This is a genomic window from Bacillus sp. M5A3_1b (assembly GCF_053345335.1).
Map to the genome: position 1 here is coordinate 86,867 of NZ_JBKEZY010000004.1, position 20,887 is coordinate 107,753.

General features: G+C 33.0%; 16 protein-coding genes. 4 read left to right on the forward strand and 12 right to left on the reverse strand.

Features of this window, described 5'->3' with window-relative positions; all coding sequences use genetic code 11:
• Positions 1 to 410: 410 nt before the first annotated feature.
• The 4 genes from pulA to ACLBWW_RS13010 all read right to left on the reverse strand — a co-directional run bounded on the left by pulA (position 411) and on the right by ACLBWW_RS13010 (position 9,057).
• Positions 411 to 2,969 (reverse strand): type I pullulanase, encoded by a 2,559-nt coding sequence (gene pulA / locus ACLBWW_RS12995; RefSeq protein WP_447614063.1) that lies wholly within the window; start codon positions 2,967 to 2,969, stop codon positions 411 to 413.
• A gap of 485 nt (positions 2,970 to 3,454) precedes the next feature.
• Positions 3,455 to 5,158, reverse strand: coding sequence for a M4 family metallopeptidase (locus tag ACLBWW_RS13000; protein WP_098047674.1), 1,704 nt, complete (start codon positions 5,156 to 5,158; stop codon positions 3,455 to 3,457).
• A gap of 883 nt (positions 5,159 to 6,041) precedes the next feature.
• Entirely contained in the window at positions 6,042 to 7,988 is a 1,947-nt protein-coding gene (locus tag ACLBWW_RS13005; RefSeq protein WP_098077477.1) for a bifunctional metallophosphatase/5'-nucleotidase, read from the reverse strand.
• Between the two features lie 553 nt (positions 7,989 to 8,541).
• Entirely contained in the window at positions 8,542 to 9,057 is a 516-nt protein-coding gene (locus ACLBWW_RS13010; RefSeq protein WP_060486760.1) for a DinB family protein, read from the reverse strand.
• Between the two features lie 505 nt (positions 9,058 to 9,562).
• Between ACLBWW_RS13010 and secY the strand changes: the two genes are divergently transcribed.
• Positions 9,563 to 10,867 (forward strand): preprotein translocase subunit SecY, encoded by a 1,305-nt coding sequence (gene secY, locus ACLBWW_RS13015; RefSeq protein WP_087983907.1) that lies wholly within the window; start codon positions 9,563 to 9,565, stop codon positions 10,865 to 10,867.
• Positions 10,868 to 10,913: 46 nt separating this feature from the next.
• Here the strand turns inward: secY and ACLBWW_RS13020 are convergent, their stop codons facing one another.
• Positions 10,914 to 11,831 (reverse strand): DMT family transporter, encoded by a 918-nt coding sequence (locus ACLBWW_RS13020; protein WP_098847644.1) that lies wholly within the window; start codon positions 11,829 to 11,831, stop codon positions 10,914 to 10,916.
• Positions 11,832 to 11,977: 146 nt separating this feature from the next.
• On the opposite strand from ACLBWW_RS13020, the gene pdxR reads away from it, so the two are divergent.
• On the forward strand, positions 11,978 to 13,411 hold the full coding sequence (gene pdxR / locus ACLBWW_RS13025; protein ID WP_087983905.1) for a MocR-like pyridoxine biosynthesis transcription factor PdxR: 1,434 nt from the start codon (positions 11,978 to 11,980) through the stop codon (positions 13,409 to 13,411).
• Between the two features lie 120 nt (positions 13,412 to 13,531).
• Here the strand turns inward: pdxR and ACLBWW_RS13030 are convergent, their stop codons facing one another.
• On the reverse strand, positions 13,532 to 14,461 hold the full coding sequence (locus ACLBWW_RS13030; protein WP_098077485.1) for an NADP-dependent oxidoreductase: 930 nt from the start codon (positions 14,459 to 14,461) through the stop codon (positions 13,532 to 13,534).
• Between the two features lie 195 nt (positions 14,462 to 14,656).
• Here ACLBWW_RS13030 and ACLBWW_RS13035 point away from each other — a divergent pair, with 195 nt between their 5' ends.
• Entirely contained in the window at positions 14,657 to 15,511 is an 855-nt protein-coding gene (locus ACLBWW_RS13035; RefSeq protein ID WP_098080058.1) for an alpha/beta fold hydrolase, read from the forward strand.
• Between the two features lie 118 nt (positions 15,512 to 15,629).
• Here ACLBWW_RS13035 and ACLBWW_RS13040 read toward each other — a convergent pair whose 3' ends face one another.
• Both ACLBWW_RS13040 and ACLBWW_RS13045 read right to left on the reverse strand, forming a co-directional pair.
• Complete coding sequence (locus ACLBWW_RS13040) at positions 15,630 to 15,965, reverse strand: hypothetical protein (RefSeq protein WP_001257747.1); 336 nt, start codon at positions 15,963 to 15,965, stop codon at positions 15,630 to 15,632.
• Positions 15,966 to 15,976: 11 nt separating this feature from the next.
• A complete protein-coding gene (locus tag ACLBWW_RS13045; RefSeq protein ID WP_000025617.1) occupies positions 15,977 to 17,146 on the reverse strand; it encodes a ParM/StbA family protein in 1,170 nt (389 codons plus the stop codon).
• A 210-nt stretch (positions 17,147 to 17,356) separates the two neighbouring features.
• Between ACLBWW_RS13045 and ACLBWW_RS13050 the strand changes: the two genes are divergently transcribed.
• Positions 17,357 to 17,758: a hypothetical protein gene (locus tag ACLBWW_RS13050; protein ID WP_098047678.1), complete on the forward strand. Its 402-nt coding sequence runs from the start codon at positions 17,357 to 17,359 to the stop codon at positions 17,756 to 17,758.
• Positions 17,759 to 17,897: 139 nt separating this feature from the next.
• Here ACLBWW_RS13050 and ACLBWW_RS13055 read toward each other — a convergent pair whose 3' ends face one another.
• The 4 genes from ACLBWW_RS13055 to ACLBWW_RS13070 form a co-directional block, all read right to left on the reverse strand.
• Positions 17,898 to 18,482, reverse strand: coding sequence for an SMI1/KNR4 family protein (locus tag ACLBWW_RS13055; RefSeq protein WP_048547287.1), 585 nt, complete (start codon positions 18,480 to 18,482; stop codon positions 17,898 to 17,900).
• 96 nt (positions 18,483 to 18,578) lie between these two features.
• Positions 18,579 to 19,007, reverse strand: coding sequence for a hypothetical protein (locus ACLBWW_RS13060; RefSeq protein ID WP_447614064.1), 429 nt, complete (start codon positions 19,005 to 19,007; stop codon positions 18,579 to 18,581).
• A gap of 150 nt (positions 19,008 to 19,157) precedes the next feature.
• Positions 19,158 to 19,694 (reverse strand): DUF1697 domain-containing protein, encoded by a 537-nt coding sequence (locus tag ACLBWW_RS13065; RefSeq protein WP_098080054.1) that lies wholly within the window; start codon positions 19,692 to 19,694, stop codon positions 19,158 to 19,160.
• Between the two features lies 1 nt (position 19,695).
• A complete protein-coding gene (locus tag ACLBWW_RS13070; RefSeq protein ID WP_098067939.1) occupies positions 19,696 to 20,778 on the reverse strand; it encodes an aromatic acid exporter family protein in 1,083 nt (360 codons plus the stop codon).
• Positions 20,779 to 20,887: the final 109 nt, after the last annotated feature.

The window sequence follows — 20,887 nt, forward strand, 5'->3', positions numbered from 1 at the left end:
TTTTTAGTAAGGTGTTTTACTGATTGCCTTACACCTTCATTACATAAATAGCTTTGGTTATTGTACTCATCTAAAAATATCAACCTCTCATGAAATCGCTTTCTTATTTTTCACTTTAATAAAAAAAGAAAAAGGAAAACATCGAACTTTCTTACAAACATTCATGCATTCTTACAGTTTTGTCATTTTCTTGTCACTTTGTACATAGGTTCATCGTCTTGCCTTTAGCTATTTTCAAAACCTCTTATATCTACAATCATGTAAACGCTAATTACACATAAAAAAGAGAAGAACCTTGGTGAGTTCTTCTCTTTTTGTTTATTAAATTGTAATAAAATTACAGTACGTGAAATTATACTACTTTAACTTTAAAAGCGAAGTGAAAACAATCTTCACTTCACTTTTTGCATTTATTTAATCGGTGTCTCTGTTTTTAAAACTAATGAACTTAACGCAGGAACTTTAATTTTATTATCATGGACAACATACAGTGGTTTACTTCCCGACTGTTTCCCATCTACTAGTACCTTCCAAGGACCTTTCGATGGAAGTGTTATTTCAACCGCTTCTCTATTTGCATTGTGAACCACCGTAAAGTATTCGTTTTTATTCCCCTCTATTGTATAAGCTATAGTATTTTTCGGGGCATCAATAAATAATACATGTGTTTTTATTTGCTCTGCGGTTGTCATTCGAAAAGCTGCGTACTTCTTCCGTAAATCTATTAAACCCTTCATATATTCTACCTCATTATTAAATGCTGCACGGCGTAACCAGTCCATTTGGTTAATTGAATCAGGAGATTTGTAACTGTTATGATCACCATATTTCGTGCGCATAAACTCTTGTCCTGCATGTAAGAATGGAATGCCTTGTGATGTTAATAAAATTGAAGAAGACAATTTGTGCATTTGTTTTCGCACTTCTTCACTGTCACCTGGATTAGTTAACTCAAGTTTGTCCCATAATGTATGATTATCATGCGCTTCCACATAAGTTAGCACCTGCTCCGGATCTTTATACGTAGACGAATTTGTATCGTAGTCAATGCCTGCTGTAATCCCTTTTTTAATACGGTCTTCCATGTTTTCCTTCCCATTTACAAAGCCATTTTCTTTCTCCTCAAATACACTACCTTTCAATCCATCTCGTATATTATCGTTAAAATGAGCAATCCCTTTCATTTTCTCTGCATTTTTTTGATTTGCTTTCAATTCAGCAGCAAGAGGTGTATTTAAATCCCAACCTTCCCCATGCAGTATAATAGAAGGGTCAATTTGATTAACAGCTTTACGTATTTCATTCATCGTTTCATAATCATGAATACCCATTAAATCAAAACGGAATCCGTCTAAATTGTATTCTTTTGCCCAGTATGTGACCGAATCCACCATAAATTTTCTCATCATTTTTCGCTCTGAAGCTGTATCACTTCCTACTCCGGTTCCATTTGCAAATGTTCCGTCTTCATTGTAACGATAATAATAACCTGGAACTAACTTATGAAAATTAGATTCAGCAGCGTTATACATATGGTTATATACTACATCCATTACAACACGAAGATTATTATCATGCATTGTTTGAATCATTTGCTTTAATTCGGTTATTCTAACAGTTGGTTCATATGGATTTGTAGAATAGGATCCCTCTGGAACGTTGAAGTTTTTCGGGTCATATCCCCAGTTATATTGTGGTTCGTTTAAATTCTCTTCATTTACTGATGCATAATCAAATATCGGTAAAAGCTGCACGTGCGTAACACCAAGATCTTTCATATGATCAAGTCCTGTTTTCACATCTTTAGGCCCTCTTGTTCCTTTTTCAGTTACACCTAAATATTTTCCTTTATGTTTTATACCACTTTCGGGCTGAATAGAAAGATCACGTACATGCAATTCATAAATAATTGCATCTTCCGGATTTTTAAATTTTGGTTTTTTATTCGTTTTCCATTTTTTTGGGTTTGTTTCTTCTAAATCGACAACTGCACCTTTATCTCCATTTACAGAAGCTGCACGCGCATACGGATCAACTGCTTCTGTCCACTTATCACCAATTTTCACCTTATACGTATAAAAGAGACCTTTTTGGTTCCCTTTAAGTTCTGCATTCCAAGTGCCTTTTTCACTTTGTTGCATGTTTATTTCATTACCTATTTTATCGTTCCATTTTTTATATGTAACTAACTTCGCTTCACTCGCAGTAGGAGCCCACACACGGAACTTTGTATGTTGTGGTGTATATATATTACCTAAATCGTTACCACCATAATAAAATGAATGATCAAACTCCGCACTACGAATGACTTTACCGATTTCGGTATACGTATCAGCTACGTTTTCGATTTTAACTTTGTATGTCTGTTTTAAATCAATTTTCTGCTCCGTAATTATTTTAAACTTATTCGTAACATTCCCACTGTTTCTATCATAAGGACTAATATTCTTAATTTTAATGCCTTCAATTTCAATTTTCCGTTCCTTAATATGAAACGGCACATTAGTCGTTACAGTAATTTCATTGAAACTATCAATAGTTGCTTTTTGAATTGATAGATCCGAAGAAGGCTTAGAAGTATATACTTTATCATCACCAGAAAGAATCCATACTTCAGCACGACCGTCCTTTATATTTTCAATCCAACGATCGCCACCATCTTTTTCCCACTCATTCGTACGAATGATAAATCCTACACGATCATAGTCACCATCTATATTAATCTTAGCGTACTTTCCAAATTCATCTTCACCAGTAAATTCATATGATTTACCATTCGCATTTTCTCCCCATAACCAAAGGTTCCAATCCTTTGTATTTCCAGACTGTTCTTTGTAATGAATGATAACTTCAGTTGTCTTCGAATTTGAAACTGCCTTTACACTTTGAAAAGAGAAAACAGATGATAACATAACGATTATAGTAAGTAATAAAACTGATTTGTTAATTAATCTTTTTATCATTTGCACCACATACACCCTTTCTTTAAATAGTACGTACAATTTATTATGCTCGTACTAAATTACACTACTTAAATTAATCTAGAACTCTCTTTTAATTCACCCCCATATTGGCTATTTTCACATATGTATTTCAATGATCTTTCAATAAGAAAACGTTTGCATTAATGTTTAAAAAAATAGATTTATTTATGTCTTCATATGTTTGTAAATACTAAAAGATCAAGGAAATCATTTTAAAGCAATCGTTTGTTACCGCTTTCATTTTATAGCACTTTCTATTAAGAGGTCAATATATTATTAATTTTCTGTTTTTATACACTTTAATCCTTATATATGTGTCGTAACTTCATAAAGATGGACAACCTAATTATTGCTTATTAAGTGTATTTTCAATCATACATTGCTGTATAAAAAAACAGCTACTATCTTTAAAGTGACAGTAGCTGTTTTTCATAATGTAATAATATATGAATGAAAACTATATTTCTAACTTACTTAATTTTTGCTGCATCAAATGCCTTTTGAACTGCTTGAACTTCAGCAGTATTTGCTCCATATTTATTCGTTGCAACTCGAATACATGCTGATCTCAACTCTTTGAAATTAGAAGTCATGTTTAACTCATCTGTATTTGCATAATAAAAGATATCAAACATTTTATCTTCACCAATCCCTTTAACAGTTACACCGTTATGAGTTCCACCTTTTGCAATGAGATACGCAACTTTATTAATAATACTTGAATTAAAATGAACGCCACCTTGATCCCATCCATTAAAATCGTTAAATTCACTGTAATCATCTGGATAAGGTACTCCAAGTGAAGATGGAACAGAAGCCGGGTTTTCCATATCACGGAAAACAGATCCAGTTTGTTCTCCCATAGTCCAGTTAAAACTTCCATTGTTTACGTATTTCTCAATAGATGTTCCCATAATATCAGATAGCGCCTCATTAATCGCACCAGATTCACCGTAATATTCAAGATTAGATTCGCTAGAAGTAACTGCATGTGTAAATTCATGGCCAGCTACGTCGTATGCCTTGACGATAGGATCTCCATATACAAGCATACTTCCATTATTCGCACTTAATGCATTCTGCCAATTTTTCGGATCATTCGTATCTCCAGAATCCCAAGCGTGTACAACTGAAACTACCTTTTGTCCCTTATTATCAAAGCTATTACGCTTGTATTTATCTTTATAAAAATCAAATACTTTTGTTGCTAAGTAATGAGCACTTACTGCTTTTGGATCGTTAAATGTTGTCGAAGCACTAGTTGCTAATGTACCAGGATAATAGCTTTCTTCTTTAGTAATGTCTCTATAATTCACATCATATGTTTCGATTCCTTGCCCTCTTGTATAATCAGCAAGAGCATATTTGCCATTACTTTGTTGAGAGATTCCAAATGTACGTGATATACCTAAATCATCTTTTCCTGTTCCAGTTAATGATGTAAGATTGCTTTTTTTACTTTTCTTTAATGCTCCAACTAGTTTTTCACTTGCTTTTAAGTTAGATTCTTGTACCATATTTTTTAACATATCACCATTTTGTGCATTTACTAAATAAGTTCCGGAAACATATTTTGGTGTTGCAGCTTCAAATGTAACCTGGTATGCATTGCTAGCTTGTCCATTATTTTCATCAACAAAAATAACTTCTTTAACTTCTGGCTCAGAAATAAAATTGATATCGTTCCCGTACTTCGTATAAATATATTGTTTTGCTTCATCTTTTGATAGATTAATAGGTTTTTTCAATTCTTCTTGTTTTAAATTTTGCGCGCTATCGCCTGAAACACTTTTAATAACACCGTTATTATCTACGTGTGCAGTTAATTGATGGCCATATACTTCTTTTCCTTCGTATGTTTGCTGTATACGTACAAGTGTAGTTCCATCATATGAACCACGTTTTTGAAGAACTTTATAATCTACTCCTGTTTCTCCATTGACTTGCTTTGGAGAAAGAGCTTGTTCTGTTTTCTCCTTAAGAGCATCTTTTACTACATTTTCTGGTGCCTTTTGTGACGGTTGTGTAAGTTCACCTGAACGGAACGATTCTTCCTGAATTTGAACTTGTAGTTGATCTGTTTCCTCAGCATGACCTACTCCGTATGGTGCTACAGCTGTTAAAGCTAAGCCTGTTGTTAATGCTACCTTAGTTAATGTCTTTTTGTTTTTCATTTTTTCACCTCGTATAATTTTTGAAATAGAAAGCTTGTACAAAGTATACTGTCTATTCCTGTCGGAAAAAAGAGAAAATACACAATTTATGTAACATTATGCAAAATTACATATATGTGGTCGATGATATAAATAAAGAACGACACATATATGTATATTAATTTCAATAAAACAGAGCTCTTTTAGGCGCTCATCCAATTGGTTAGTTGTTAATTATCTATATTCATTCTAATCAAAGTACCCTTACATCTAAATAACAACATAAAAACCCACTCTTTACTATTTTAAGAGTAGGTTTAATGCTATTAAAATAACAATTATTATAGGACATCTTATAATTTATATTACTTATTTAAACTTATATTTCGGACATGAAGTTGATTTAGGATAAAGATGGATCAAATAAATACTAATGACCTTGATAAACAAGAAAAAGAAAGTGCGTGTATTGTTTTATGATATATAGTATATAAATACTTTAGTGAGGCAGCGCATCTACAATTTAGATTTTTTAATATAATGTTGTTATGTATATAGCTGCATGGATTGTAACATCATGAGATAGCTGAAGTCTCATATGAGTTTCAGGCTTTTTTATTTTGTCAAAAATATCTTTAATTTGTCTCCCATTTAAATATAGTAAAGGACACATCTATTGCATGTTATTAGCTCAAGGTATGTTCTTTTAAAGCATATTATAAATATGCATAGTAAGAAATAAAACCAAAATTATTCAAATAAAAAATCCCCCGGATTTGTTTAATGATCCAGGGGATTTTTTATCGTTGATTCTTTATATTTCCATACCAATCACAAACTTTTTTTAGGATAATGGTATGTCCAAGTTTAATAGTTTTTTGCACGAAAGCTATCTATTTTATATTTATTTAATTATCCTACTAAGTTTTTTGTAAAATTCACCTTTTCTTTTTACATGATTAAACTGATTTGGATTAATATTAGCTTTTTGTGAGAGTGCTACAATCTCTTCTTTTGTAATTGAATCTTTAGTATTTATAGATGCTATATTTGTATATTTTCCATCTTCAGTTTTTGGAATTTCTAAAATCCCTTTATTTACAAGATCCACTACAGCCTTATGCTCTGAAGAATGTGTATTCACGCCAGTAATTTTCCAATTATGCATAACTTTTGGCGTATATACACCGTTCTTTACCTCTTTTAAATATGTAATAGCAAGGTTACGAATGGTTCCACCTGTTTCTCCGAATGCATTCTCTTGTTTAGATGACCAAGTTTGTTCAAATTTCCGTCCCTCTAAAGCTCCCCCTTTTGCCTGAAGAGCCTCCATTCTATACGCATTCATTCCTAGCGTCATAACATCACTCATTTTGATTGGTTTATTTGTACGAATAGAGCGTAAATTTGTAATTCTACTACCATATGGTTTTGTTAAGTCAATTTCATATTTTACGCCTCCAAAGAAATCATTCGTACTGTATTTAGAAGCACGACGGGTTTTATCAAAGCTAACTGTTACATCTCCGGCACGAGATGAGTTAAAGTACCCTGCCGCCCATTCCATATAGTCTTTTAAGTCTTTCCCAGTTACCTTATATACCGTAATTTCTCCCAAAGCATATTGATAATTATACGCAATATCTTTTTTCTTAATAGGACCTACATCCAAACGGGCATTATCGTTATCAATTTGATGGGCTACTACATCTGCTTTGCTGTAGTAGAGCATGACTTCATGAAAGAAATCCGATAAAGGTGTCTCTTGAATCTGCACACTTGGAATACCTTTTATTTCATTTTCAGGAACAAGGTTTCTACCCTTTAATTGAGCGACTACAACATTTGCATCTCCCCTCGCATACTCGTGAAAAGGTGTCAATGTGTCTTCAAGTGTAGGATCAGATACTATTGTTGTTCCATCAGTATTTTTTACAGGTATAGCTGTAGCAGTTTTATCTTTTAAAACCAGCTTTCCATCTTGCTTTGTAAAAGTAAGGTCAATACGTGAGATATGTGTTCCATATTTATCTGGTTCTGTAATAATGACACCATTTACAACTTCTTTTTTAACAAGTTTATGCATATGAGCTGCAAAAATAGCACTTAGTTCCGGACAAGCATTCGCAATATCTTGAACACCAGTACCAGGGATTCCATTCTCATTTTCTAGTCCCATATGCATAACGCCTACCATTACATCTACTTTACCTTCTAATTCTTTAATTGCCTTTTTTGTCTCTTCTACTGGATTTTTCACAACTAAACCATCCAAATGATCTGTCCCTTTTTCAAAATCACTAATCATTGGTGTATTCATACCAATAATCCCGACTTTAATTCCACCTTTTTCAACAATTGTATATGCAGGAAGAAAACGCTCTCCATTTTCCTTATAAATATTTCCTGCTAGTGTCTTGCCCTTATATTGCTCACTAACTTTTTTCAATGTATCTAATCCAAAGTTAAATTCATGATTTCCAAATGCCCAGGCGTCATATTCCATTGCATTCATCGCTACCATCATTGGCGATTGTGGCTGATCATTGAATAACTCTACTGAATTTCCTTGAATTGTATCCCCGGCATCTACTAATATGGTATTGGGATTTTCTTGACGCACCTTCTTTATAACCGTATAAAGCTGCGTTAAACTTCCACTCGTATTTGCACCATCAAGCGCATAATCCCAAGGCATAAATCTACCATGAATATCGGCAGTACCTAACAGTGTAATATTAACATCAGATTCCTCAGCTTTTGAGATAGATGGTTTGACTGTTACTGCTGTTCCAAGAAGTATAAAAATAACAAAATAACATAAATAGTTCTTCCATTTCATTTTTTGCATAATAACAATATTTCTCCCCTTTTTGTACTTTCATAAAGTTGCTTGAACTTTAAAAATGTAACTTATTATTCGGAAAACTTCAACTGCAAAAGAAAATTTTGGAGATGGTTCTGCTGTGAAAATATAGAGAATAAAATGCATATACCCCCTAGCAGAATAGTATTTACTTCTTCCTCCAACGTGTGAAGAGCGCTAAACCAACGGTAGATGTATATGTACTGTCAAAATTATGGACATATAACTCATTTCCGGAAATCATTATAACTTAAAGATATAGTGTGTAATGCTGATTACATTTTCGGATTTCATTGCTAATTTATTTCCTTCTAAACGAAAATGCTGAGATCACTTCCAAAAATAATAACCCCGTTCTTCATTTAAGACGGGGTTCCACTTATACAACAATTCGGATTCAGTTTTTTTTCGAATATTCGTTTCCTATTCAAGAGTAAGATCTGCTAGTTTCGTATTTTCTTCTGCTTATCAGGACTTATATTTTATCACTCGAACCCTTGATGCTTTCCTAAATCGCTCAATAAATAGATAATAATTTTTACTTTTCAACTTCACAAAGCAATTTTACCTCTTTGATTTGTTCTATATGACGTTGTTCATGCAAATAGATTAATTCTATCCACTGATCAAGAAGTAATTCTCCAAGAGCTGGATGCATCACTGATTTTTTTGCCAATTTAGATTCATCTTCTATTGTACTCAGAAAACGCATCAATGCTTTTCTAGAGTCGGTTAACAAATCAACCATTTGCAGCACTTCAAATGGTTCTATACTTGGTTCAATCATTTCTGGTGCTATAAATTTTATTGATCTATCTAATACAATAGTATGAATTTCTTTACGCTCATTTTGGAAACTATCCATCTTTTTTAATCCTGACAAAATAACCGTTATAACTCTCTCATCTAATAAAACTAAGTGATGACAAACTTGTGCTATACTCCATTTATCCTTATCTGGTTTTCTATTAAATTGAGTATCACTTAACAAAGTAATTTCCTCAAATAATTGATTTCTCGTTTCATAAAACTTGTCCTTTACAAATGTATTCATGTGAATTCTCCTTTCATTAGAACCTATATACTTAGATTCCTGCGTTAGAAATATTCTCTATAGAAGAAAGATTTTCCTTCACTACTGTTTCTCTAATTCACGACTAAATATATGAGTTTTCTCAACATCCTTGAAGATTTCCTTGAAGTTATCATGTGCTGCAGTTACACCATAATACTTTCCACCGAATCCTTTCAATACAACTACATAAAACGTTCCTAATTATCAATCTAGCATTAAATAAATGTAAAAAATGCCCCTATTCATTCATTTTTCATGCGTATGTATGTACATTTGTTAATTTATTCGATATATTATGTGTATTGAATGATTACGAAAAGCATATTGGTCGCTAAAAAACACCTTATATTTTTATATCCGAGAAAACTACAAAGTGTATAAAATTCCATTTGTCAAATGAATTTAATGCGGAAGGAGGTTTGTGGTTACTTCATCGGGATATAACCATCAGTTTTGAACTGATAAAAATATAGGAGGCGACATAATGTTTCGTACGATTTCAAATTTCATGAGAGTAGCTGAGATAAGAAACAAAATTCTTTTTACACTAGCGATGCTAATTGTTTTTCGAATTGGCACGTTTATTCCAGTTCCTCATACTAACGCAGAGGTATTAAAAGTACAAGATCAAGCTAACGTTTTAGGTATGTTAAACGTATTTGGCGGAGGAGCACTGCAACACTTCTCAATCTTTGCTGTAGGTATTACACCATATATTACAGCTTCCATCATAGTACAATTACTACAAATGGACGTTATACCTAAATTTTCGGAATGGGCAAAGCAAGGAGAAATGGGCCGAAAGAAATCAGCTCAATTCACTCGATACTTTACAATCATTCTCGCATTCATACAAGCCATTGGGATGTCTTATGGTTTTAATAATATAGCAGGTGGACAATTAATTACAGATCAAAGCTGGACTACATACTTATTTATTGCGACAGTTTTAACTGCAGGTACTGCATTTTTACTTTGGTTAGGTGAACAAATTACCGCTAATGGCGTTGGTAACGGTATTTCGATGATTATCTTCGCAGGACTTGTTGCGGCGATTCCAAATGTTGCGAATCAAATTTATTTGCAACAATTTCAAAATGCAGGCGATCAATTATTCATGCACATTATAAAGATGATCTTAATTGGTCTCGTAATTTTAGCGATAGTTGTTGGTGTTATTTACATTCAACAAGCTGTGCGTAAAATACCGATTCAATATGCAAAAGCTGTTTCAGGAAACAATCAATATCAAGGAGCAAAAAACACTCATTTACCTCTTAAAGTAAATAGTGCTGGTGTAATTCCAGTTATCTTTGCTTCCGCATTTTTAATGACGCCGCGTACAATTGCGCAGCTCTTCCCAGATTCAAGCGTATCGCAATGGTTAGTTGCAAATCTTGATTTCGCACATCCACTTGGAATGACGCTTTATGTCGGTCTGATCGTTGCTTTCACATACTTCTACGCATTTATTCAAGTAAACCCTGAACAAATGGCTGAGAATTTGAAAAAGCAAAATGGCTATGTGCCTGGTATTCGTCCTGGTAAATCAACAGAACAATATGTAACGAAAATTTTATACCGTTTAACATTTATCGGTGCAATTTTCTTAGGTGCCATTTCAATTTTACCGCTCGTATTCACAAAAATTGCTACATTACCACCTTCTGCACAAATTGGTGGTACAAGCTTACTTATCATCGTCGGTGTAGCACTTGAAACAATGAAGACGTTAGAAAGTCAGCTTGTGAAACGTCATTATAAAGGGTTTATAAAAAAAGTAAATTAAGTAAAAAACACAGTTGGTTATTTTTCCAACTGTGTTTTTAATTCTACTACCTTTCCTTCTCAAATAATTTCCCTTGTTTGAAATAGCTCCGAAGTGTGGATCGATTAGCTAAAAATACACCAACCAAAATAAAACAAGCACCTATTCCCATTGTAGGGTTTAAAGGTTCCCCTAATATGATATATCCTACAATAATAGCAATTAACGGTGATACATATAACCACGTTGACGGGAATACAGGATTTGTTTTTGATAAGAGCCAATAATATAATCCGTGCCCACCAATTGATCCGATAAAGATAAGATATAAAATAGGCCACTGTACACTCCATGAAGCTAATACAGATACATTCGGTTGTTCTACTATGACGGATGCGATTAGTAATAAAACCCCTCCGTAAAACATTTGAATACCATTAATGAGAAATGGTGATACACTTTGTAAATCCGAAAGTATTTCTTTTGAGCGAATAGAGCCTATTCCGTAAAATAACTCTCCTATTATTAAAACAAAACAAGCGATACTCCATATGAGACTTACTTCTTGGTGCGTTCCTGGTAAAGAAACAAAAACAACACCTATTAGTGCGATAATTAAAGCAAAAAGTTGCTCTTTTTGTAATTTTTCCTTATTTCTCTTTGCCTGTAATAATAAAATCATCATCGGCCCCGTAGCAGAAAGTACAGCAGCTAACCCTGAAGAAATATATTGTTCCGCCCAGTACAATGTTGCAAATGTCATAAACGTTAAGCAAAAACCAGCATATATAATATGTTTTGAAAATACATGTGGCACAATTTCCTTTCGCTTTAACTTAAATATAATCATCAGAATTACGCCTGCTAAAAAGAAACGAATTCCTGCTGAAAATAATGGGGGCGCTCCTGCTTCAATTCCGATTTTTATCGTTAAAAATGTTGTTCCGAAAATAATACATACTAAAATATAATTGAAAATGACCATTTTTCTTCCTCCTTTTTACTCTTAACATGAGTATAGAAGGTATGGTGTATAACAGTGTATCTATGTATATAACAGTTACTTAAAATTGTAGTTGATTCTCTTTATATTTTTCGCTTTAATAAAATAAAAATGAAAAAGGTGAAACCATGAAGATTGTCCTTCGTAAAGAATCCAACATACCGTATTACCAACAAATATATATGCAAATCGTTGAAAGAGTACAAAGTGGCATGCTTGCGCATGGTGACCTCCTTCCATCTTTACGCTCTATGGCCGAAGATTTGCAGATTAGCCTATTAACTGTTCGTAAAGCATACAAGCAATTAGAAAAGAAAGAATATATACGCATTGAGCAAGGAAAAGGTGCTTATATACATAAACATGTAAAGAAAGATTTCAAACCAATTCCGTACAAATGGCAACAAACGAAAACGATTAATGTTATGCGATCTCAATATGCAATGAATCAGCACCGAAAATATTACGATTTTTCACAAGCGATTTTGTATCCTCGTTTATTGCCAAATCCATTCTTAGCAGACGAAATGCATAAAATACTTCATAAAGACCAGATGATCCTAGCAACTTATGGGCCAGTACAGGGTGATTATGAACTGCGAGTTGAAATAGCAAATTACTTAAGTGAACACCAAAATTTAGTGACCGATCCATCTAAATTATTAATTACAAGCGGAGCACAACAAGGAATTGATTTAATTGCTCAAACATTATTAAAACCTGGTGATATTGTATTAGTGGAAAGTCCTTGTTACAGTGCTGCGCTTGATATTTTCATCAATAAAGGTGCTAAAATTATACCAGTTTCTCTTGATAATCATGGAGTTCGCTCCGACTTAATCGATGATATTTGTCAAAGTAAAAATCCCGTATTATTGTATACGAATCCAACTTTCCAGAACCCGACAGGTACAGTAATGAGTAATGAACGGCGAATGGAACTTATAGAACTAGCAGAGCTATATGAGTTTTTTATAATTGAAGATGATTCTTTCGGAGAAATATATTTTGAGGGTGCTACTATTTCCTCTCCTATCAAAAATTTTGATACGAATGGTCATGTAATATATATAAAAGGATTTAGTAAAACGTTAGCACCAGGATTGCGTATCGCATCTCTTATTGCCGATGGGCCTATTTTTGAATGGTTATATGCTGTAAAAGGTTCAATGGATATCGGTAGTCCTTTATTAACGCAAAAAGCACTCCTTCCTTTTTTACGTGCAGAACGTATGAAAAATCATTTAGAAAAATTACGTACGGCTTTACAAATTAGACGTGATATAACTATTGATATGTTATCACCACTTAAAGAATTACGATTTGAAATACCAAATGGTGGCTTTAATTTATGGATTACACTTCCTGATTCGATAGATCCCTTTACCTTATTACAAAAAGCAAATGAAGTAGATGTCTCTTTTTTACCAGGAACAGCTTGTCTATTAAATACAGATATAAGTAATAACCAATTACGGATTAGCTACTCGATGTTAAATGAAAAAGATATGTTGATTGGTTTAGAGAAATTACATGATACAATACGAAACTGTATATTATAGAAATAACATTACATATCCAATAAGAAATACTATCCAAAATGAAAATGTGACTTTTTGGATAGTATTTTTTTCTGCGTTTTTGTAGTTCAACTTCACTTTCTCTACAAGCCACTATTTTCATTATCCTCCGACTTTCATTACAATTTTACCTCTAATATGTTGACCTTCACTCAAAATATGAGCTTCTCTAACCCCCTCTTCATTAAACGGCACAACTTTACTTATAATTGGTTTTATTTTTCCGTGTACAATTAATTTTGATAATGCTTCTAATTGCTTTCCGTTTGGTTTTAGCCATAAAAATCCTGATTTTATCCCTTTTACTTTTTGAATTGGCTCATGAACAATCGAAACTAACACACCACCAGATTTTATAATTTGAAAGCTTTTTTCTTGTACTTCGCCACCTATTGTATCTAATACAATATCGAAATCTGATAGTAACTCTTCAAATTTATCTTTTTTATAATCAATAACGAGATCTGCTCCTAAAGACTTTAAAAACTCTTCATTCTTACTACTTGCGGTTGTCGCAACAAAAGCTCCAAATGATTTTGCGATTTGGATTGCCAAACTTCCAACTCCACCAGCTCCAGCATGAATGAGTACTCGGTCATGTTCTTTTATTTTTGCGTAATCTACAAGACTTTGCCACGCTGTAAGTCCTGCAAGAGGAATAGAAGCTGCCTCTTCGAAACTTAGATTAGTAGGCATATAAGATAATAAATCCGATTTTACTGTAATAAATTCAGCATAAGAGCCCTTCCCTATATTTTCAGGTTTCGTAAATACTTTATCTCCTACTTTGAAGCACTCTACCTCTTCCCCAACTTCTTCAATAACCCCAGCTACATCCAACCCTAAAATAATTGGAAATGAAAATCGCAACTGTTCTTGTAAGTCTCCTTTTCTTATTTTCCAATCAACAGGATTAACAGATGTCGCGAGAATACGTATCAATACCTCGTTACCTTTAACAATTGGTTTTAAAACTTCTCTTTCTTTTAATTCTTCAACATTACCATATTGATCTATAACAATTGCTTTCATGTCCATTCCTCCTTGCTATTTATTTTAATAACATACAAATATTTCTCAAAATTTTTTGCCTTGAATTATCATAAACTTATTTTTGGGGGTAATTACGTAAGAAGCGTTATGAATTCCGTAAGAAAACGTACACTCACCTTAGAATCACTCAAAACTGTATTTTCAATTACATTCAAAAGAAATGGGGAGAACTCTATGACTGAAAAGAAATTTAAAATAAACGGGATTGATATATGTACAGAAAGCTTTGGGAACCCTAAAAATCCAGCTATTTTATTAATTATGGGTGCTACGTGTTCAATGGTTTATTGGGATGAAGAGTTTTGTGAACAGTTAGCTAACACGGGGAAATTTGTTATTCGTTTTGATAACCGTGATGTGGGATGCTCTGTTACATATGAGCCTGGAACTTCCAATTATACAGTTACAGATATGGCTGAAGATGCAATTGGGGTCCTCGATGCTTATCATATTGATAAAGCACATCTATTCGGTATGTCATTAGGTGGAATGATCGCACAAATTGCTGCTGTAAAACATCCCGAAAGAATTTTAACGTTAACATTACTGGCTACAAGTGTGATAGGCTCTGACGATAACACGCGCGATTTACCTCCGATGGACGAAAGAATTTTAACACATCACGCAAATGGCACGCATTTAGATTGGACAAATAAAAATGTTATAGCAAAATATTTAGTTTCCGGATCTCGCCTATTATGTGGGTCCAAACGAACATTTGATGAAAAAAGAGTCTATAATCAAGTAAAACAAGAAATAGAACGCGCAAACAATCTACTAAGTATGTTTAATCACGCTTTACTTCAAGGTGATGATGCTTATGAAGGTGTGCTTCACTCCATACAAGCACCTACATTAGTTATTCACGGAACAGACGATACTGCACTCCCCTTTGAACATGGTCTCGCACTTATTGATGAAATTCCTAACTCAGTCCTACTAACCCTTAAAGGCGCAGGACATGAAAATCATCCTGATGACTGGGAAGACATCATTCATGCAGTTATTGAACATACATCTAAAATATAGATAAATAACGAATAGAAGGGGCACACCATAATTTGTGCCCCTTCTATTCGTTACATGTAAAAATGCCCATCACTGTATCCATATGTATAGTGATGGGCAATACTTATTTTTTCTATGTTTAAAAAAACGGACAATCTAATTGATCAACAGATTCCCATGATTTTTTTTTTATATTATCGGTGGATTTATTAGCTTCTAGTGGCACGTTTTTAAAGGGATTTACTTCGACCTTTAATAAAGATGATGGCTCCACGTATAATGAGAAAACATGGCTACTTGGTATAGCTTTTGACACATCAATATCTCCTACTTGTTTAAAGAGTTGCTGCGCTGCAAAGAAAAAGAAATTGGTTGGGTTTGATTGTTTATTCAGCCATGCAATCATTTCAGGTGATACTGATTTATGAATATTGATTTTTACTCGATCACCACGTTTATATCGCCTAGATCGCATACTTCCACCAACTAACTTATCGTTAAGTTTGTAAATCCTAACTCTTTTTGCTTATGCTCTCTATATTTTGGCGAACAAGTGTAGACTAATAATCCACGTGCATTTGTAAATAATGGATTATCTACAAAGATTACATTTGTTAGTCGTCCTTTTTGTTTTAAAATCATTTTTAAACTGTTTTTAATGATAACTGCGCCCCCGCCATAAATAAATACGTATGGATCGTCTTTCATGTCATCAATTTTGTTTATGATATCTGTTGCGACACGCGCTGCTAAACCTAATAATGCTGGTTGTGATTCTTCAACTAGTAACGCATTTCTTGGGTGCTTTTCATTTAAATAAATTTGGTTAAACTCTGTAATACTATCAATCGTCTTTGTTGGATACTTCCGATTCCATCTTGTAATAATTTGTAGTAACGTTTCTTTCACACCGTATGATAAGCCCTTACTTAGTTGTGGTCTAAAGTTCACACCTAGTGAAACTACTTCTTCTGTCGTCCCTGCACCAATATCAAAAGACAATAAAGTTTTATCAACAAAATCAATTTCTGAAACTTGATTTTGTTCACATTCTATTTTATGTTTCACTACATTTCCTTCTTCATCATATACAATGCCCCACGTACCAGAAGCGCCTTCAGGTAGGCATTTACAATATTCGATTGAAATATTAATTGTCACATCACGTCCGTTTGGATAATGGAACACAACCTTATGATTGCCCATATAACGTTTCGCATTTTCCGCAGCTATTTCTTGTGTAATAAGCTGCATAGGAAGAGCAACAGATAAATCATAACGAATATTAATATGACTAGAAGTTGGACTTTGACGCATAGCACTTACTGCTAAACCAGATAGAATTGTAATAACCATTAACTCATCAGTTGACTTATTTGATTTCTTCTCAACCTCAGTACCTTTTAATTGATCTTGAATGACTTTTTCCCCAACGATATACCGCACGTTATTTAACATTAGCGATGGAGAACTAATGGTCACATCAATGTGATTTTCTAATTCAGATAATGAAACATCACTCTCATCTAACAATCCTGTAGGCTCTCCTATATATAAAGAATATATACTTGGAATAAAAATAGGGTCTTGCCCTTTCACCATTAACTTCAAACCGTTATTTCCTGCATCAGCACCAGCTTTTAATAGAATAGACATAACTACCCCCTAAATTAATCTGACATCCCTTCCAAATATATGCGAGCCCTTTCTTTTACATTCAAATGTAATGTAATTTTTTATAAATCGTAAAAACAAAATATCATATTCTTGCACCATTTATGTAAAAAGTATTTGACATTAAACTTTTCCAATTTTATACTATGGATGTAAAGAGTTTTTTACATCACAGGAGGTGTCATTTCTAAATTGAATCATAAAAAATTTATTTTCATAATTATCGTTTTATCATTAATCGGAGTTCTCATACATGGCGCATATAAATATGTAACGGAAGGTTCGATTTTTGGAGGGACAATATTCGCTTTTTCGTTAATACTTGGTAATTTAATTAATCAAATTACTTGGGGAGATCCAAACGGAGTATCGGAAGAAAGCAAAGATGAAATGGGACAACAAATTAAATATAAAAGCTTTAAAATTGCTTATTTTGCACTTATATGCCTTATGTTTTTTATTGTAATATTATCAGAAGGATTTTCATTCCTAATACTCGATGAAATAAAGAATCTTCCTCTTTTTATCGCACTTTGTTCTTCGTTCTTTATTTATCCTATCGTCGAACTTATAGTCGCAAAACAATATAAATAAAAAGATGAGATTTTGTAAAGTGATAATAATGTTATTTAATTTTGATTAAAAAATATAAGAGCCTCGCTACAAATCATATTGTAGTAAGGCTCTTTAAAGTTGTTTAATTTCTAACCTTTTAAATGAGTTTGTAAAAAAATTATTGGGATTCTTCTTCTAGAAAATTAAAATCACCATCAATAAGATTCTGTAAATACTCATCAAAGCTGTTTGCAATCACTTCATATTCATCAGGGTCGTGCAAAAAACGAATGATTTGGCCACATACACCTTCATCAGAAGGGTTAAAATCAATATAGAGTCTTGATGTTCCACCATTGTTCATACAGTCTGAAAAATGAATATAAGTGCCAGGGAGAAGTCCTTTTGGATTTATCTTAGAATCAACAGTATCCTCGTCATCTTGGTATTCTAAAAGATAGGATACGTCTTCTTCTTCTTTTGAACTTTCGAGCATCTGCTGTGTAGAAAGCAAATAATATGGATACTCTTCAACATCTGAGCCTAAAATACATACCGCAACTTTGTTTTCTCCATATTTCCGCCAATATGTACCATCAATATTTTCAAGAAAAGAGATTAGTGATTCTGGACAATTTGGATATTCTAGCCTTAATGTATCAATATCCTCTTTTGTAGCACCGCACGCTTTATTTAGTGTTTCGAGATCATCTGTTGATAATGCTGCTCTCAAGCCGTTTAAAAATTTGTTTACCAAATCCATTACTTCGTCCTCCCAATAATAAAATATAAAAATTTTTTATTAATCTATATACCTAACATAAATAAGATTTGACTTTTAACTGTTTTCACATCTAATTTAATTTGTACCATTACACTCTATTCCTTCTCGATTAAAGTATTGTTCTAGTAACTCTTTACCTGTTTTGATTGTAGTATAGTACTCTCCACCATACAGTTTCCCTTCTGATGGATTGTGAAAATCTTCGCATTTCTTGAAATCTTCATTTTCTTCAAATGATTTCTTTGCAAGTTCCATGTCTGTTGTTTCAATCGCACCAAAAACTCTACCAATATCAAAAACCCCTTCTTCATCAAAACTCTCTTCTAAAAAATAGTGTTTATCCTCTTCTATAGACGTTATCTTACCTTTTGTAACTGAGTATAGGTGCTTCGTTTCTTCTACTTGTACCATGATAAAAATCCAACCAACTCTTATAACTGTACATGGTGCTAACCCCTCTAATGTAAATGCAACTACCCTTTGGTCTTTCACAAATTTCCCCATCTTACCTACCTCTTAATTCGTTTTATTTTATACTATAACCATAGTCTCTTAAACATTTATCTACCCTAAGTAATACGTCTCTAAGAGTTTTCTTTTCTGTAGATGTTAATCTATTGTCAATCGTATTCCAATATACTTTACCGTATTTCTTTACATCCCCTCAACTATCGCTTTTAATTTATTCACAGTCCGCCAATTTCTTACTGTAGCTGGTGTATGTAACTTCTGAAACTGGTTCATTAATTTAGAATTTCGAATGCTATTTTTGAAAAATAAATACACAACTTTTTCATGAATATAGCAATCTTCAGTCTTATTTTTTTGCATAAGCAGCTGATCTTTTTCTTTTTCAGAAAGTTCGTTTGCTAAGAAAGCAACATGTATACTTTCCCCTTCTAGCAATGAATCGGCTTCATAGGGGCATCTTTTTATCATATTTATAAATTCCTCATGTGTTCTTAACATGACTGGAACATCAAAACCAAAAACGTTTTTAATTTCCGATTGTATTCGTTTATTTAAAAAATCAACATCTTTTTCAGATTCGAACACGATATTACCGCTTTGAATATATGTTTTTACTTGTTTTAACTCTATTGATTCAAACATTTGTTTTAAATCCGCCATTTTGATTACCTTATGCCCACCTACATTGATTCCTCTTAGTAATGTAATATAAATTGTCATATCAATCCTCCCCATTTAAATGAGCCGAACAATTGAGTTGATTTTCACTCTCATATTTCTCGGATATTTGTTTTAATTCCTCTAACATATCATGTATAGATAATACCTCAAACAAAATGATAGATTCGCTTGAAAAGTGATGATGATATTGATTTGGTTTACAATGTCCTAAATCATTTTTATAATCCCAAAATTTTTTGTCTAATTCATCAATCAGTTTAAAATGTTCTTCATCTATTTCATTACAATTATTTCTTAATATAGAAATTACAGAATGAACCGTTCGCTGTAATATCTCTTTTTTATTTTGTGACCAGTCCCATGCTTCAATTGGTGCTCGAGCTAAATTATCTATATGGTAAATAATTTGCTGCAATATATGGAGTTGCTTCTGCATAGCTAAAAAGCTTCTCATTTCCTTCTTTGTATGTCGATGATATTTCCAATCTTTTTGCTCATATTGAACAAATTGTACCGCTTTATGTAATGATAAATTCAAATTAGATAGATTATAGGTTGTCTCTTTCGTTATAACTTTCCCTTCAATTAATGCATTAAGCCATTCCTCCATAATATTTGCAGTTTTAACAAATAGCTCCTCTGTACATCCCGAAATGGTTTTAAGGTAGTGTGGTGGCAAAATGAAAAAATTCACTAAAGTAGATACTATAATACCAGTAGATGTAGTAGCTAATCGAATTAAAAATGCAGTGAAATAATGATCTGCCGTAATAGGGATCATTGCAACAGCAGTTAATGTTGCGACTAACGTTCCCGCATGTAACTTTAGTTTTTGACATGTAACGATTGTAAACATCGCTGCTAACGCATAAGAAAGAGCCTGATGACCTAGGGAAAATGTGAAAGTCATTGCATACGCCGATCCAATTGTTGAAGCTGGAAAACGAACTAGCCCTTTTTTTATAGAATCCGTTGCAGTTGGCTCAATCGTTACAATAGCCGTGATGACAGCAAAAATAGTAGGTATATTGAAAAATTCACAAACTAGAACTGTAAGAAAAACTGCTATTCCGGTTTTTATCACCCTTCCTCCAACAATATTCCATTTTCTAACTTGATTCATTTTGTATTTCCTTCATTTCTATTTCATTTATATATATAATCTACATTATATATCGTACTAAATAAAAAAACTTACTACTTTGTTATGCAAGAGTAAGTTTTTCTTCTCG

What these genes read in the sequence shown, in the direction of transcription:
- ACLBWW_RS13010 (WP_060486760.1), bottom strand. Translation starts at nt 9,057, where the DNA reads ATGAATACATTTGTAAAGGACAAGTTTTATGAAACGAGAAATCAATTA.
- ACLBWW_RS13020 (WP_098847644.1), bottom strand. Translation starts at nt 11,831, where the DNA reads ATGGTCATTTTCAATTATATTTTAGTATGTATTATTTTCGGAACAACA.
- ACLBWW_RS13055 (WP_048547287.1), bottom strand. Translation starts at nt 18,482, where the DNA reads ATGGATTTGGTAAACAAATTTTTAAACGGCTTGAGAGCAGCATTATCA.
- ACLBWW_RS13040 (WP_001257747.1), bottom strand. Translation starts at nt 15,965, where the DNA reads ATGCGATCTAGGCGATATAAACGTGGTGATCGAGTAAAAATCAATATT.
- pdxR (WP_087983905.1), top strand. Translation starts at nt 11,978, where the DNA reads ATGAAGATTGTCCTTCGTAAAGAATCCAACATACCGTATTACCAACAA.
- ACLBWW_RS13005 (WP_098077477.1), bottom strand. Translation starts at nt 7,988, where the DNA reads ATGCAAAAAATGAAATGGAAGAACTATTTATGTTATTTTGTTATTTTT.
- ACLBWW_RS13070 (WP_098067939.1), bottom strand. Translation starts at nt 20,778, where the DNA reads ATGAATCAAGTTAGAAAATGGAATATTGTTGGAGGAAGGGTGATAAAA.
- ACLBWW_RS13000 (WP_098047674.1), bottom strand. Translation starts at nt 5,158, where the DNA reads ATGAAAAACAAAAAGACATTAACTAAGGTAGCATTAACAACAGGCTTA.
- ACLBWW_RS13060 (WP_447614064.1), bottom strand. Translation starts at nt 19,007, where the DNA reads ATGGGGAAATTTGTGAAAGACCAAAGGGTAGTTGCATTTACATTAGAG.
- ACLBWW_RS13030 (WP_098077485.1), bottom strand. Translation starts at nt 14,461, where the DNA reads ATGAAAGCAATTGTTATAGATCAATATGGTAATGTTGAAGAATTAAAA.
- ACLBWW_RS13065 (WP_098080054.1), bottom strand. Translation starts at nt 19,694, where the DNA reads ATGACAATTTATATTACATTACTAAGAGGAATCAATGTAGGTGGGCAT.
- ACLBWW_RS13035 (WP_098080058.1), top strand. Translation starts at nt 14,657, where the DNA reads ATGACTGAAAAGAAATTTAAAATAAACGGGATTGATATATGTACAGAA.
- ACLBWW_RS13045 (WP_000025617.1), bottom strand. Translation starts at nt 17,146, where the DNA reads ATGTCTATTCTATTAAAAGCTGGTGCTGATGCAGGAAATAACGGTTTG.
- secY (WP_087983907.1), top strand. Translation starts at nt 9,563, where the DNA reads ATGTTTCGTACGATTTCAAATTTCATGAGAGTAGCTGAGATAAGAAAC.